Below are 14,239 nucleotides of genomic sequence, written 5' to 3'. Positions count from 1 at the left end.
TTTCCATGGGTTTCCAAATTTGTGGCAAAGGTTCAAAATTTGCCTTTCTATTTTACTCTCATCTTATCAAGTCTTAGCAGGTTATTATGTCAAAATTTATTTTTGTAACTGGCGGTGTGGTTAGCTCTGTGGGCAAAGGCATTACCGTTGCCTCACTGGGGAATATTCTCAAAAGCCGGGGGTTGAGCGTTTCGGTTCAAAAGCTGGATCCCTATCTGAACGTAGATCCCGGCACGATGTCTCCCTATCAACACGGCGAAGTTTTTGTAACCCAGGACGGGGCAGAGACTGATCTTGATTTGGGAAGTTATGAACGCTTTATAGATATTGAGCTTACTGCTGATTCCACTGTTACTTCAGGGCAGGTGTATTCCGAGGTTATAAACAAAGAGCGCCGGGGTGATTATCTGGGCGGTACCATACAGGTAGTGCCGCATGTTACCCAGGAGATAAAAGCCAGAATACAGCGTCTGGCAGACCGGTCTAAAGCCGATGTGGTGATAGTGGAAGTGGGCGGCACTGTAGGTGACATTGAGGGGCAGCCCTTTCTGGAAGCTATCCGCCAAATGCGCAACGATACCGGCAGGGATAATGTTCTGTATATCCATGTAACCCTCCTTCCTTATATACAGTCTACCCAGGAGCTTAAAACCAAACCTACCCAGCATAGCGTTAACGAACTCAGGCGGATAGGTATCCAACCTGATATCATTGTCTGCCGGGCAGATTACCCTATATCCGAAGGTATTCGTGACAAGATTTCACTGTTCTGTGATGTGGAACGTAAGGCGGTTATCTTTATGCCCACCGTTTCCACTATATATGAAGTCCCCCTGAAGCTGGAGTCTGAGGGTGTGGGTGATTTATTGGTCAGCCGCCTTCACCTGAATGCTTCCCCGTCTGACCTCAGTATCTGGCGTGGTTTGGTGGAGAAAATTAAAGAACCTACCCCTACGGTCAGGATTGCTTTGGTTGGCAAATATGTGGAGCTGAAAGATGCCTATTATTCGGTGCGGGAGTCTCTCTGCCATGCCGCCATTCATAACGGGCGGGATATTCAGATAGATTGGGTGCATGCTGAAGATATTGAGAAAAACGGCCCTGATGAATATTTGAAACACGTTCAGGGTATTATTATACCCGGCGGGTTCGGCATAAGGGGTATTGAGGGCATGATAACCGCTGTCAAGTATGCCCGTGAAAACAGCATACCTTATCTGGGTTTGTGTCTGGGTATGCAGGTTATGGTTATTGAATTTGCCCGCCACGTGCTTCAGTCTGACAAAGCCCACTCTACCGAATTTGAACCTGATTCTCCTTACCCGGTTATTGACCTTTTGCCGGAGCAACGGGGGGTGGATTCCAAGGGCGGGACTATGCGTCTGGGCAATTATCCTTGTCTTATCCAGCCTGATACCATGGCCGGTCAGGCTTACGGGAATCAGATGATAAATGAGCGTCATCGTCATCGTTTTGAGTTTAATAATGATTATCGTGAAACCCTTTCCAAGGCAGGTATGGTATTCAGCGGACTGTCTCCTGACGGCAAGCTGGTAGAGATTTGCGAGGTTAGCGGCCATCCGTTTATGGTTGGTTCGCAGTTCCATCCGGAGTTTCTTTCCAGGCCGAACCGTCCACATCCTTTGTTCCGTGAATTTGTAAATGCTGCTAAAAAGGTTATACGTGACGGTGAACAGCCTTCTTTGCCGCTTTCGCCCTGAAATAAGGGCATAAATATAAATTGGTCCTGAGGTAGAAATGCGTATTTTTCTGGATACCGCTAATATTGAAGAGATTAAAAAAGGCCTGAAACTGGGAGTGGTGAGCGGTGTGACCACTAATCCTACTCTGGTTGCCAAAGAAGGCATCAGTGATTATAAATCCGTAGTCCAGCAGATATGTGCCTTGCTGCCGGAGGGTGATGTTTCCGCCGAAATTACGGCTGAAGACCCCGCCGAAATGCTCAAGCAGGCCCGTGAAATCGCCAAGTGGGCACCCAACGTTGTGGTCAAAATACCCGCCACCGCCGAAGGGCTGGAGATTATTTCCAAGCTGAGCAAAGAGGGTGTCCGCTTCAATATGACCCTCTGTTTCTCGGTCAATCAGGCTTTGCTGGGGGCTTTGGCCGGTGCGGCCTTTGTCAGCCCGTTTGTGGGCAGGCTGGATGACGCCGGGCATGACGGCATGATGCTTATAAATGATATAGTCAGTATATATAAGGAATACGGGTTTGAAACCCAGGTGATAGCTGCCAGTATCCGCCACCCGCTTCACTGCACTCAGGCGGCTCAGACTGGTGCCGGCATTGCCACTGTACCTTACAAGGTGCTTATGCAGATGATGCAGCACCCGCTGACAGATTCGGGTATTGCCCGTTTCATGGCTGACTGGAAAAGTGTCCAGAAGTAATATTTAAGGTTGTTTATCACAGGTGCTTCCTTTATATATAGAAACTAAAATACAGATAACTCGTTGTAGATAGGGGGTGAGACACAATGGAAATCGGACAATTTGAGCTGAGTGAACTTGAAAAGAAGACTCGGGAAGAGCTTCTGGATATTGCCAAAGAAATGGGTGTGAACGGGGTGACTGCCCTTAAAAAGCAGGACCTGGTGATGCGCCTTATTCAGGTTTATACCGAATCACAGGGGAATGTATTCTGTTCGGGTATTCTGGAAATAATGCCGGACGGATACGGCTTTCTGCGGCAGGCCTCTTTATTGCCCAGCTCGTCAGACATATATGTGTCTCAGTCCCAGATACGCCGTTTCGGGCTTCGGACTGGTGATATGGTAATAGGACAGGGACGGCCTGCCAAGCCGGGTGAAAAATATTACAGCCTTCTGCGGGTGGAAGCCATAAATGACCTTAACCCCGAAATGGCCAAACGCCGCCCGAATTTTGGTGCTTTGGTTCCCACTTTTCCTGACCGCCTGATAAATCTGGAGACCTCTCCCACCGAACTTGCTACCCGCCTCATAAACCTGATAGCCCCCATAGGCCGGGGACAGCGCGGGCTTATTGTTTCCCCGCCCAAAGCCGGCAAGACCACTATTCTTAAAAACATAGCGAATGCCACCGCTACCAATTATAACGATATACATATAATGGTAGTCCTTATAGGTGAACGCCCTGAAGAAGTAACCGACATGCGCCGCCACGTACGGGGCGAAGTTATGGCCGCCACCTTTGACGAACCGGTGGAAAACCAGACCAGGGTAGCCGAACTGGCACTGGAACGGGCAAAGCGTATGGTAGAAAGCGGCAAAGATGTCTTTATACTGCTGGACGGCATTACCCGCCTTACCCGCGCCTACAATCTGGCTATGCCTTCATCAGGCCGCACCCTTTCTGGCGGTATTGACCCGGTAGCCCTTCACCCTGCCAAGAAATTCTTCGGGGCTGCCCGCAATACCGAAGAGGGCGGTTCGCTTACCATTATCGCTACCTGTCTGGTGGAAACCGGCAGCCGCATGGATGACCTTATTTACGAAGAGTTCAAGGGCACCGGCAATATGGAACTTCATCTGGAACGCCGCTTGGCCGAACGCCGTGTATTCCCTGCCCTGGATATATCTCGCTCAAGCACCCGCCGTGAAGAGCTGCTGCTGGGTGACAACTACAAGCAGGTACAGCTTTTGCGGAGGATGGTTGCCATTATCGCTGATGACGCTAACCACTATACAGAGGTTAATGAGCGCCTGCTGGACCGCCTGCGCCGCTCCAGAAACAATGCTGACTTCCTGGCTAACCTCCAGAAAGAAATGTAAGCTAAAAGGGATAAAAAAATATTTTCAAACGTAAAACGTATAAAAACTATAGTACTTCTTAGCCAAATTGGGTCAAAATACTAATAAAGTATTGACAGGCTGTGTTATTATATAAGATAGGTTAAACCTTGAAAGGAGGTGGTGTAATTGGTATGCACCCGTAAGGGGAAGCGTCTTTGATTGATGCTGAATTGGACCACTCTTGGTCTTCATATATACATATATAATATGAAGACATTTGCATAAAATAATTTTAAAAGGAAATTTATAGGTCGATGTTTAAGACAAAAATAAGTAAAGTTCTGGGCGTAGTCCTGACTGCTGCCATGGTTCTTTCCATGTTCGCAGTCGCTACCCCCGTAGCTGCTGCCAACCAGGATTGGAGCAAAATCTCCCTGCCTGGCTCCGGCGCAACTGGCGGCTATGTAGTCAGCACTCCCGGTGCTCGCTTTGATGCTATCGGTCAGCTGGAATGGAACGCAGATAAAACTGCCGTTTATGCCACTACCATATATGACGGCTCACCCTGCGTTTTTAAATCCACTGATGCCGGCCGCACCTGGAAAATGGTCTTCCAGGATGGTGTAACTGCCAATCTTGCTTCCCCTTATGGTGACGCTTATATCTTTGATATCTGCGCTTCCAGCGTCAACGCCAATGAAGTTTACTTCACTGACGGTTATGACATCTTCTCCACCAAAGACGGCGGTGTAACCTGGAACAAGCTGTCCAATGTATACATTTGGGCTGATGATAATGACTGGGCTAACCAGCCTACCGGCGTTATCGTAACCCTGGATGTCGGCTATGCCGGCGCCAACAAATACGTCTTCACCGGTACTGCCTCCTTCGGCACCACTGGTGTTAACGGCGTATATATGTGCCAGGAAACCGCTTTCGGTATGCCCTGGTCTGACCTCTCCATTGCTACCCAGGGCCATGACTGGACTACCATGGGTATTCCTGACTGCAATGTTTGGGACGTAGTGGTTGACCCCACTGACTTCGCCACCAAACAGGGCGTTATTGCTGTTGCCGAAGACAATGCCAACAACACCTTCATTACCGCCAAATACTTCGGCAATCAGTGGAACCAGACATCCCTCTGCAAAGATGCAGAAGTACTGGTAAGCAATGATGAAGATTTTGGCTCTATTGATGGCGTTTACCATGCCGAACTCTGGCTGCCCTCTGACTTCAACTCCAGCCTGACCTCCGGCAAGTTCCAGGCTTGGCTTGCCCTTGCCACTTTCAGTGGACAGGGTGACGTCTACCTGTGGTACGGCGGCGCTACCAAGACCATTGACCTTAACGTCAGCGGTCTTGACACCGAAACCGAAGTCTCTGACATTGACGGCGCCGGCGGCGTTGGCACTGCCAAACTGATTATCGGTGGTTATCTGAATTCTATGGCCTATGGTCCCAATACATGGTATTCTGCTGACGGCCTTACCTTCACCAAGACCAGCAAAGCTCCTACCGGTGAGGATAGCTGGTATGATGAGGAAGTAACCGTTTTGGCTCTGGCTGACTTCGCTACCTCCGGTAAAGCTCTTGCTGGTACCGGCGGCTATGACTGTGGTGTTTCTTACACTGCTGACTTCGGCAAAACCTGGAATCAGATTTCCATGATGCGCCAGGCTATTGTCAGCGTTGACAATATTGCCGGCAGCTTGTTCATTGTTACCAGTGACTATGCTCAGCAGAGTCTCTGGCGTCTTTCCGGTGGCGTTTACGAGCGCGTTCTCTCAACCACTTCTATTGACGAAGATGGCGACATTGATGTTGCCGTTTCACCCGCTGGTGACGCTGTATTCGTAGCTGACCTCGGTGGAACCACTATCTGGCGTTCACTGGATAACGGCCAGACCTTCACCGCTCAGGTAAGCAGCATTACCACTGTTGACAGTGGTGCTACAATTCAATCATGGTTCGTTTCCAATGCCAACACTATCCTGGTCGGCGGCGATAATGTTGTCTACCAGACCAGCACCAATGGTGTTCTCTGGTTTGGCCGCGCCTGTGCTGTTGGCACTGTTACCTCCTTTGCCGTTTCAACTGACGGTTCTACCTTGGTAGCCGCCGGTTCTGACAGCGCGATATCCAAATCAGTTGATGGTGGCATTACTTGGGGTACCGCTACTGCTGCTACAACTATTGCTTCATCCGTACCTGTTGTAACTTTCCAGAATGGTTCTAACAGCGTAGTCTATCTCACTGGTAATGGCGGTGCGGCATACGTTTATGACTTCGCTGCTGCCGCTCCTGTTTGGACACGGATTGACAATACAGTTACCGGTGCTTATGCCTTTGACAGCAGCAGCTATGCTGATGTTGACAACGGCGTTGGTATCTTCTCTGGTATTGCTTCCGGCGGAAACGTCCTGTATGTACTGGATGGTACTTGGGACAACGTAATCCGCATTACTAATGTCGGTCTTTCTTACAAGGCTGGCATTATTGCTGGTCCTTCCACCGCTACTGGCACTGCTACCAAACTGATTGGTGTTGCTGCCCCCGGTGCTAACATGCTGTATGGTATCTTTGGTGCCGAGCTGTATGTTTACACCGACAAGATGGCTGTACCCGTAGCCAACGTCAAAGCTACCTCTACCGTTGATTCTATCAAGGTAACCTGGGACGCTTTGGTTGTTGATAACAGCAATGTGACTGTTAAGTACTTTGTGGTTGTGACTGATAATGCCACCGCTTACAAAGTTGCCTACACTGTTACCGCTGCTGATGTCAACCAGAAAAATGGTATCACTACTCTTTCTGCCACCTTTAAAGATGGCGTTGGTGCCTTCGTGATTGCTGAAGACACCGTTTACCAGGTAAGCGTCTGGGCTGTCAGCCCGGTCATGAGCTTCGTGGGTACTGCTTCAGTCTCCACCCAGCCCGAAAAACTGACCTACACCTTCAACCTGATGCCCACCAACGGTGCTTCCAACGTACCCGTTAAACCCGTATTCGCCTGGGATTCAGTTTCTACTGCTGTCAGCTATGACCTCGTACTCAGCACCGATCCTACCTTCGCTGATGCTACCAAGGTTTTGGCTACCAAGAACCTGACCACCAATTACTGGGCATATGACGGCACTTTGAGCAACTCAACCAGCTACTACTGGAAGGTTCGCGTCAATACCGCCAACAGCACCAGTGAATGGTTCCCGGCTGTCTTTACCACCGTTAAGGCTGATGCAGCCCCGGTAGAGGTCAATAATCCTCCGGCTATCACTTTGACCGTACCTCAGGCTGAAACTCCTGCCTACATCTGGCTGATTGTGGCTGTCGGTGCTGTACTGACCGTCGCTGTAATCGTCCTGATTGTTCGCACTCGCCGCGTAGTCTAATAAACTACAAAGTGAAAATGGACTAACGGTCCGAAAGTAACCAAAGAGCCCCCCGGAAACGGGGGGCTCTTATATTTTGGATGGAATATTAAATTTGGAATGATTTAAGATTTACAAACTCTACATAAAGTAAGAACAAGCGTCTGAAAATGGCTACAGGATAAAACTGGACATTTTGAATGACGGCAAAGAGTTAGGCTGAAAAGAAAAGAAAAACGTCTGAAATGGCAAACTGGGGGGTGAGGATATCGGCCTGAAACAGACTTTAATGGAATAAAGAAAGGCCGGGAAAATCCGGCCTTATAGACAAAACCAAAAACCAATTAATGTTTGTGGGAATTAAACTCTTTCTGGAGTTTTTCAACCTGTTTCTTAATCTGCATATCCATGTAAGTGTGACCTACTGCCCAGAGTACAACCACAATAAGAAGGATTTCATACCATTCCATATTTACGCCTCCAAAACTAAATTATAGATGATTATAGTTAGGACTCACCTGCCAGTCAATAGGTACAGTTATTTAATAATATGTCCTTAAGGGTTTTAAGGTTTACTATATCTTCACGGTTGTAGGCTAGCAATGTTTCCAGCGCCCCGGTATCAGCCTTGTTTATGTAGTTCCACCATAGCTGAACAGCAACGTAACCATTTACCTCGGTCAGCTCGCGTGGAATACCCAATTGACATTCCACTTTCTTCAGTCCGCCCTTAAGGTTTTTAGCCCAGCAGTCAAACATAAGGTCACGGTGATTGAAATGGCGGCTCAGGTCTATTCCCAGTTTGCGGTGAATGAACGGCAGGTCAAAGCCTTTGCCATTATAAGTATATAGTGTATCCGCACCCGCAAGAGATAGCATGACATTCTCTGCGGTGCATTCTTTGCCTACCAACTGAATCAGCCCCGGTATGGAACTGCCATTTACCAGGTGGATGCCGATGACTGTCAGGTCTGCTTGATAGGGGGAAAGACCGGTTGTTTCAATATCTAAATATGCTTCCATGCGGGCTTTAAGCTGTCCTTTTCTCAAACACGGGGAATAGTTTGTCAGATAGTATTGTAATAGTTCTTGCGGCGTTTGGATATTGCCAGTATCAGCCAGATTATCATGACTGCCCCTAATCCAACGGCAATATACAGGAAAGTATAGTCTGCTTTGAAATTGGCGGTTATGTTCATTGGTTTGCTAAGGGTGATGACTGCACTTGCATCTGTACCGGTGTAATCCCCGCTCCAGCTTTCAAATACCTGGCGGATTAAAAACCCTTGTGCTGAGGGTGCACTTAGCTTTACAGTGCTGCCTGCGGCATACCATCCTCCGCCGTCAGGTGTGCCGTAGGGCGAAGATAGCAAAAGCCGGTATTCGGTGTCGTAATTGGCTTTGACTGTCTTTGGTTTATCCATCACAAGGCGGGTGCTTTCAAAAGGCCCGGTAATATCTCCGCTCCAGCCGGTAAATATATAGCGTATGCCGCCCTCTTCAATATTCGGGGCGGAAAGATTGGCAAATGTGTTTTGGTCATACCAGCCACCGCCGGTAACCGCTGAAGTAGGGGAGTCTATGGTTAAAAGATACTGGCGCGAATAAACCGCTTGCAGGTTTGCACCGCTGGTAAATGAGCGGCTGGCTGAAGTAATTCCATCCGCCCAGTTTTTAAAGAAATAACGGATACCAGGAAAGGTTTCTATATTTAAAGCGGTAACTTCATGAGTTGTGCCAGGGGTAAAGTTAAATTGTGTGGTGCTGAGTGAATAGGTTCTGCCGTCTACTATTAGATAGTTATAGTTGCCTGATATAGGTATGGAGGTCGTTAATAGTAGTTTGCCGATAAGGCTGAGCTCTCCGCCTATTCCATCCGACAGGAACGGGTGCTGAAGAGAGGAAGTTATTCGGGATTCGTCTGTAGTACGTGGCTGAGCGTAGTAAAAAAGCTCTTCCAGAGATATGATGTTATCGCTGTTTATATCTGCATTGGGTATATAGCTTAGTCCGTCATTTATATATCCGGAAAAAAGCCCGCTGTCTCCATCCGCCCAGGAAACTTCCGCAGCAAGTGAAGAATACAGGATTATACGCCCTGGCTGGTTTAAATCATCTGCAAAGCTGGCTGAGTAGCAGGATTCCAGTATCACAGCCTGATAGTGAGACTCCAGCGGCAAAAGCCAGTTTGAAAGCTCCTGGCTGGAAATCCACTCCGAGGCGTAATAAGCATCATAAGGGGCTATATATGAATGGCTGTCGCCGTGTCCGGCAAAGAAAAAGACCACCGTATCATTGTCATCTTCCTGGTTTATCATCCAGTCCAGGGCTGACTTTATAGAGTGTTTGTCTGCGTTGCTGTTGGTCAGCAGCGTTACGTGGTCATCACCCCAGGCTTCCTTGAGAGAATCAGCAAATTTCTGGGCGCCGTTAGCCAGGCCTATTACATCTGTAATTCTCTGGTAATCGGATATGCCTACTACTACCGCCCAGTATTCATGTGAGGAGGCAGCCGCAAGCGGTGTTTGGGGAAGAAGCCCTGCGGTAAGACCCAGAGCCAGAATAAGGGAAATGGTAACCCGTTTCAGGTAGTGCATTCAGCGCTTATTCTCCCGCACAGTTCTTGGTTTCCGGGTGTTTATGGCTGCAGTAACATAACCTGGGTGGTAACAGGCAAATTGCCTCTGGTTATATTCAGCTTTGCTTGGGGTTCAAGACTGTTTAACCCTATTTCCTTTAGAAACTGGCCTATCGGCAAAAGGGAGCTGGTTGATAAATCACTCTGAAAGTGCATTGGGATAACAATGGACGGCTCCAGTTTTCGCATGATTTCGGCGGCCTTACCTGGGCTGATGGCATTTCCGCCGCCAACCGGCAGAAGGAGTATATCCACCCGTCCCAGCTCTTCAATCTGGCTGTCAGTCAGCCCCTGGCCGATATCTCCCAGATGGCAGATGGACAGGTCGTCTATCTCCATTTGGTAAACAGTGTTTTTACCCAGTTCACTGCCTTTGGAGTCATCGTGAAAGGTGGAAAGACCCAGAATGATGACATCTCCGATTTCATATTCACCGGGTCCGCTGACAATGCGGGGATTACCGTCAATAGCTGAGGTAAACGAATGATTGGTATGGGCATGGCTTACAGTAACTACCTCAGCACTCTGTTTGCCCATCGCATACCCCAGATTCGGGGGAAACGGATCAGTAATTACAGTAGTATTTTTGCCTTTAAGGCGGAAGCACGAGTGACCTAACCATTTAATTTCCATATGGCTGAATTATATCAGACCCCTTTCAGAGGGTCAATTGAAGCTGGCCGGTTTATTATAATTTACCTCAGGGTGTCATTTTTACCCTTGACAGCCAATTGGCAGTCATGCTAAATTATACCTGTATTAGCAAACTAACCAACAGAGTGCTAACGAGGTAGCAAGAGTGCTAACATCACGGGCAGAGATAATACTGCGTTCTATAGTAAGGCAGTACATAACCAAAGCGGTGCCGGTTTCGTCATCTTCCATACTGGAAGATTGCGGTCTGGATATTTGTTCTGCCACTATACGGAATGAGGTAGTCCGGCTGGAAACCGAGGGGTATATTCTCCGTCCCCATCACTCTGCCGGCAGTATACCGGCTGACAAGGGATATCGTTATTACGTGGAATCCCTGAAAGATGTGGAACTGCCCACCAATGACAAGTTTCTTATCCGCCACCTTTTTCATCAGGTTGAAAAAGAGATGGAAGAATGGCTGAACCTGACGGTAGCAGTCCTTTCACAGCGTGTACAGAGCATGGCTGTTGTCACCATGCCTCGCCAGACACAGGGCAAAGTGCATCATATTGAGCTGGTCAGCCTGCAGGATAATCTGGTGCTGGTAGTGTTGATACTGCGCGGCGCCAAGGTAAAGCAGCAGCTTATAAACTTTGAGGATACTGTTTCCCAGCCCGAGCTTACGCTTATATCCAACCGCTTGAATGATGCCTACGCTGGCTTGACCCGTTTCCAGATAGAGCAAAAGCTTTTTAATCTTAACCCTGATGAACTCAAAGTCAGGGACAGTCTGGTAAAGATGATGCGGGGTGAAGACGAGCAGGAAAGCCGTGAGCCGTTTTTTGACGGGTTGCACTATATGCTTGAACAACCCGAATTCCACCAGAACCAAAGGGTTCAGGAGATAATGCAGCTGCTTGAGCAGAAAAAGCTTTCCAAGATGATTGCACCGCCTGCACCTTTTAACCGGGGCGTGCAGGTATACATCGGGCAAGAAAATGCTTCTGCTGAGATACGTGATTACAGTCTGATAGTCAGCCAGTACGGTATACCGGACGAAGCAGTGGGTACTATTGGAGTGATAGGGCCTACCCGTATGGCCTATGAAAGAGCATTGTCAGCGGTCAGTTATTTGTCTCTGGTTATGAGCACTCTGGTTGCCGAGCTTTACGGTAAAGCACCTGTTGACAAGGATGAATAAAATCGCCTTTGGTGCGTAATGCATTTTTATTTCAATTTAGGAAGGTATTATGACAGATAGAAAAATGCACGATAAAGAAGGAAGTGAACACCCTGAAGATAATCAGGCTAAATCTGATTCCCAAGCGGAAAATCTGAATGCCCAGTTGGCAGAGGAAAAGAAACGTTCAGAAGAATATCTGGACAGTTTGAAAAGGGCCAGAGCCGAATTTGTTAACTACAAGAGGTATATAGAACAGGAAAGAAATATCCAGAGCGATATGGCCAGAGGAAATGCCTTTATGCTGGTACTGCCGGTACTGGATGATTTGGAACGGGCATTGACATCTGTTCCCGCTGATATTGCCGGCCAGCCTTTTATTGAAGGGCTTGATCTGATAGTACGTAAGTTTCAAGCTATTCTGGATAATCAGGGGGTCAAGGCTATTCCGGCGGCCGGTGAGCCGTTTGATTCCCGTTTACACGAAGCAGTTGCCTGTGAAGACGGACCGGAAGGAATTATTCTTCATGAAGCCCGCCGGGGGTATACAGTGGGAGATAGGATACTCAGAACCTCGCTGGTAGTGGTGGGGAACGGAAACCAGCCCTGCCGGTCTGATTCGGATATGAGATAAATTTCTTTAAATAAACAAGGAGGACGAAAAATTAAATGGGTAAAGTAGTTGGTATAGATCTTGGTACTACAAACAGCGAAGTTGCCGTCATGCAGGGCGGCGAGCCGGTAGTTATTCCTTCTGCCGAAGGCAGCACCCTTATTCCTTCGGTAGTGGCGATAAATAAAAACGGCGAACGCATTGTTGGCCGTCAGGCTAAAAATCAGGCTATTTTAAATCCTGAAAACACTGTTTATTCCATCAAGCGTTTTATGGGACGCAAATGGGGCGAACCCGCCGGGCGTGAATTGCCGGTGGAGGCAGATGCCAAACGCAAACCTTACAAGGTTATTCAGGGTAATAATAACGAAGTCCGGGTAGTTATGGGTGACAAGGATTTCAGCCCCCCCGAAGTTTCCGCCATGATTTTGCAGAAACTAAAATCAGATGCGGAAGCTTATTTGGGTGAAAAGGTAACCGAAGCGGTTATTACCGTACCGGCTTACTTCAACGATGCCCAACGTCAGGCAACCAAGGATGCTGGGGCTATTGCTGGACTTAAAGTTCTGCGGATTATAAACGAACCCACTGCTGCTGCTTTGGCCTACGGTCTGGATAAGAAGAAAGACGAAACTATCGCCGTTTATGATTTGGGCGGCGGTACGTTTGATATTTCCATACTGGAACTGGGCGAAGGCACTTTCCAGGTAAAATCCACTGCTGGTGACACTCACCTGGGCGGTGATGACTTTGACCAGAAGATTATTGACTGGCTGATAGCTGAATATAAAAAAGACCAGGGCATTGATCTTTCCAAAGACAAGACTGCTTTGCAGCGTCTGAAAGAGGCGGCTGAAAAGGCCAAGATAGAGCTTTCTACTGTTCAGCAGACAGAAATAAATCTGCCCTTTATCACAGCAGATGCTTCGGGGCCCAAGCACCTTAATATTATTCTTACCCGTGCAAAGCTGGAACAGATGGTAATGGATCTTGTTGACAAGAGCCTTGAGCCCTGCCGTCAGGCTTTGAAAGATTCGGGCAAAACTGCCTCAGAAATCAATGAAGTTATTCTGGTGGGCGGACAAACCCGTATGCCGCTGGTACAGCAGAAGGTCAAAGAGTTTTTCGGCAAAGAACCTAACAAGGGTGTAAACCCTGATGAGGTGGTAGCTATCGGTGCTGCCATTCAGGCCGGTGTGCTTAAGGGTGAAGTAAGTGATGTACTCCTGCTGGATGTTATCCCCCTGACTCTGGGCATTGAGACACTTGGCGGTGTTTCCACTTCCCTCATTACCCGCAACACCACCATCCCCACTTCCAAGAGCCAGGTGTTTTCTACCGCGGCTGATAACCAGCCCAGCGTGGAAATCCATGTCCTGCAGGGTGAACGCCCCATGGCGGCAGATAACCGCACTCTGGGTCGCTTTATGCTGGATGGTATTTTACCCGCCCCCCGCGGCGTCCCCCAGATTGAAGTGACCTTTGACATTGATGCAAACGGTATACTCTCCGTCAAAGCCAAAGATAAAGGCACTGGGCGTGAACAGAAGATAACTATCACCGCTTCTTCAGGCCTTTCCAAGGAAGAAGTCGAAAAGATGACTCGCGAGGCGGAAGCTCATGCCGCTGAGGATAATAAACGCAAGGAAGAGATAGAAGCCCGTAATGTGGCGGATAATCTAGCTTACAATGCCGAAAAGACCCTGCGTGACAACAAGGACAAGATACCGGCGGAGCTGAATACCGAACTGGAAAGCAAGATAGCGGCCGTTCGCACTGCCCTTCAGGGTACCGATGTGGAAGCAATAAAGAAGACCACTCAGGAACTTTCCACCGCTCTTCAGAGTGTTGGCAGCGCTGTTTATGGTAAGCAGCAAGAGGGTGCTTCTGCTCAGGAAGAACCCTCAGCAGAAGGCAAAAAGGCTGACGATGAAGGCACAGTAGAGGGAGAATTCCGCGAAGTCTAAATAAAGGCCGGGAATTTGGTTCTGCGGCCTCTGGGAGGGGGTTTGATGCCCCCTCCCGCCTTTATTTGGCAGTTTTCCGGCAAATAAAATTTGGCACTGTTTA

The 14,239-nt window shown here is 48.4% G+C and carries 11 protein-coding genes; 7 read left to right on the top strand and 4 right to left on the bottom strand.

Features of this window, described 5'->3' with window-relative positions:
- The first annotated feature begins 86 nt into the window (after positions 1-86).
- The 4 genes from ASJ33_RS07185 to ASJ33_RS07170 all read left to right on the top strand — a co-directional run bounded on the left by ASJ33_RS07185 (position 87) and on the right by ASJ33_RS07170 (position 7,123).
- Complete coding sequence (locus ASJ33_RS07185) at positions 87-1,721, top strand: CTP synthase (RefSeq protein ID WP_023652713.1); 1,635 nt, start codon at positions 87-89, stop codon at positions 1,719-1,721.
- A 37-nt stretch (positions 1,722-1,758) separates the two neighbouring features.
- Positions 1,759-2,409 (top strand): fructose-6-phosphate aldolase, encoded by a 651-nt coding sequence (gene fsa, locus ASJ33_RS07180; protein ID WP_010937094.1) that lies wholly within the window; start codon positions 1,759-1,761, stop codon positions 2,407-2,409.
- 86 nt (positions 2,410-2,495) lie between these two features.
- Positions 2,496-3,770 carry a transcription termination factor Rho gene (rho, locus tag ASJ33_RS07175; protein WP_046961327.1) on the top strand — a complete coding sequence of 425 codons (1,275 nt, stop codon included), beginning with the start codon at positions 2,496-2,498 and terminating at the stop codon, positions 3,768-3,770.
- Between the two features lie 275 nt (positions 3,771-4,045).
- On the top strand, positions 4,046-7,123 hold the full coding sequence (locus tag ASJ33_RS07170; RefSeq protein WP_072555791.1) for a hypothetical protein: 3,078 nt from the start codon (positions 4,046-4,048) through the stop codon (positions 7,121-7,123).
- Between the two features lie 323 nt (positions 7,124-7,446).
- Here ASJ33_RS07170 and ASJ33_RS08610 read toward each other — a convergent pair whose 3' ends face one another.
- Genes ASJ33_RS08610 through ASJ33_RS07155 form a run of 4 tightly spaced genes read right to left on the bottom strand, consistent with a single transcriptional unit; the run spans position 7,447 to position 10,373 of the window.
- Positions 7,447-7,572: a hypothetical protein gene (locus tag ASJ33_RS08610; protein WP_012882444.1), complete on the bottom strand. Its 126-nt coding sequence runs from the start codon at positions 7,570-7,572 to the stop codon at positions 7,447-7,449.
- A gap of 55 nt (positions 7,573-7,627) precedes the next feature.
- A complete protein-coding gene (locus tag ASJ33_RS07165) occupies positions 7,628-8,125 on the bottom strand; it encodes a ribonuclease H-like domain-containing protein (protein WP_023652709.1) in 498 nt (165 codons plus the stop codon).
- 44 nt (positions 8,126-8,169) lie between these two features.
- The gene (locus ASJ33_RS07160) at positions 8,170-9,699 is read right to left on the bottom strand and encodes a caspase family protein (protein ID WP_041331319.1); all 1,530 of its coding nucleotides are present in this window, start codon (positions 9,697-9,699) and stop codon (positions 8,170-8,172) included.
- Between the two features lie 41 nt (positions 9,700-9,740).
- Positions 9,741-10,373, bottom strand: a complete 633-nt coding sequence (locus ASJ33_RS07155; RefSeq protein WP_041331317.1) for an MBL fold metallo-hydrolase — start codon at positions 10,371-10,373, stop codon at positions 9,741-9,743.
- Positions 10,374-10,539: 166 nt separating this feature from the next.
- Between ASJ33_RS07155 and hrcA the strand changes: the two genes are divergently transcribed.
- The 3 genes from hrcA to dnaK are packed head-to-tail and all read left to right on the top strand — an operon-like array spanning position 10,540 to position 14,136.
- Positions 10,540-11,577: a heat-inducible transcriptional repressor HrcA gene (gene hrcA, locus ASJ33_RS07150; RefSeq protein WP_041331315.1), complete on the top strand. Its 1,038-nt coding sequence runs from the start codon at positions 10,540-10,542 to the stop codon at positions 11,575-11,577.
- Positions 11,578-11,626: 49 nt separating this feature from the next.
- Complete coding sequence (locus ASJ33_RS07145) at positions 11,627-12,190, top strand: nucleotide exchange factor GrpE (RefSeq protein ID WP_041331313.1); 564 nt, start codon at positions 11,627-11,629, stop codon at positions 12,188-12,190.
- Between the two features lie 35 nt (positions 12,191-12,225).
- Entirely contained in the window at positions 12,226-14,136 is a 1,911-nt protein-coding gene (gene dnaK, locus ASJ33_RS07140; RefSeq protein WP_023652705.1) for a molecular chaperone DnaK, read from the top strand.
- Positions 14,137-14,239 lie beyond the last annotated feature (103 nt).

It is taken from the genome of Dehalococcoides mccartyi, assembly GCF_001889305.1.
GTDB classification, from domain to species: Bacteria; Chloroflexota; Dehalococcoidia; order Dehalococcoidales; family Dehalococcoidaceae; genus Dehalococcoides; species Dehalococcoides mccartyi_A.
Note: the sequence above shows the minus strand (reverse complement) of the source record. Positions and strands in the feature narration are given on the sequence as shown.

Coding starts and splice junctions, on each gene's coding strand:
- ASJ33_RS08610 (WP_012882444.1), bottom strand. CDS start 7,572: ATGGAATGGTATGAAATCCTTCTTATTGTGGTTGTACTCTGGGCAGTA.
- ASJ33_RS07185 (WP_023652713.1), top strand. CDS start 87: ATGTCAAAATTTATTTTTGTAACTGGCGGTGTGGTTAGCTCTGTGGGC.
- ASJ33_RS07170 (WP_072555791.1), top strand. CDS start 4,046: ATGTTTAAGACAAAAATAAGTAAAGTTCTGGGCGTAGTCCTGACTGCT.
- ASJ33_RS07155 (WP_041331317.1), bottom strand. CDS start 10,373: ATGGAAATTAAATGGTTAGGTCACTCGTGCTTCCGCCTTAAAGGCAAA.
- ASJ33_RS07160 (WP_041331319.1), bottom strand. CDS start 9,699: ATGCACTACCTGAAACGGGTTACCATTTCCCTTATTCTGGCTCTGGGT.
- ASJ33_RS07165 (WP_023652709.1), bottom strand. CDS start 8,125: ATGGAAGCATATTTAGATATTGAAACAACCGGTCTTTCCCCCTATCAA.
- rho (WP_046961327.1), top strand. CDS start 2,496: ATGGAAATCGGACAATTTGAGCTGAGTGAACTTGAAAAGAAGACTCGG.
- ASJ33_RS07145 (WP_041331313.1), top strand. CDS start 11,627: ATGACAGATAGAAAAATGCACGATAAAGAAGGAAGTGAACACCCTGAA.
- dnaK (WP_023652705.1), top strand. CDS start 12,226: ATGGGTAAAGTAGTTGGTATAGATCTTGGTACTACAAACAGCGAAGTT.
- fsa (WP_010937094.1), top strand. CDS start 1,759: ATGCGTATTTTTCTGGATACCGCTAATATTGAAGAGATTAAAAAAGGC.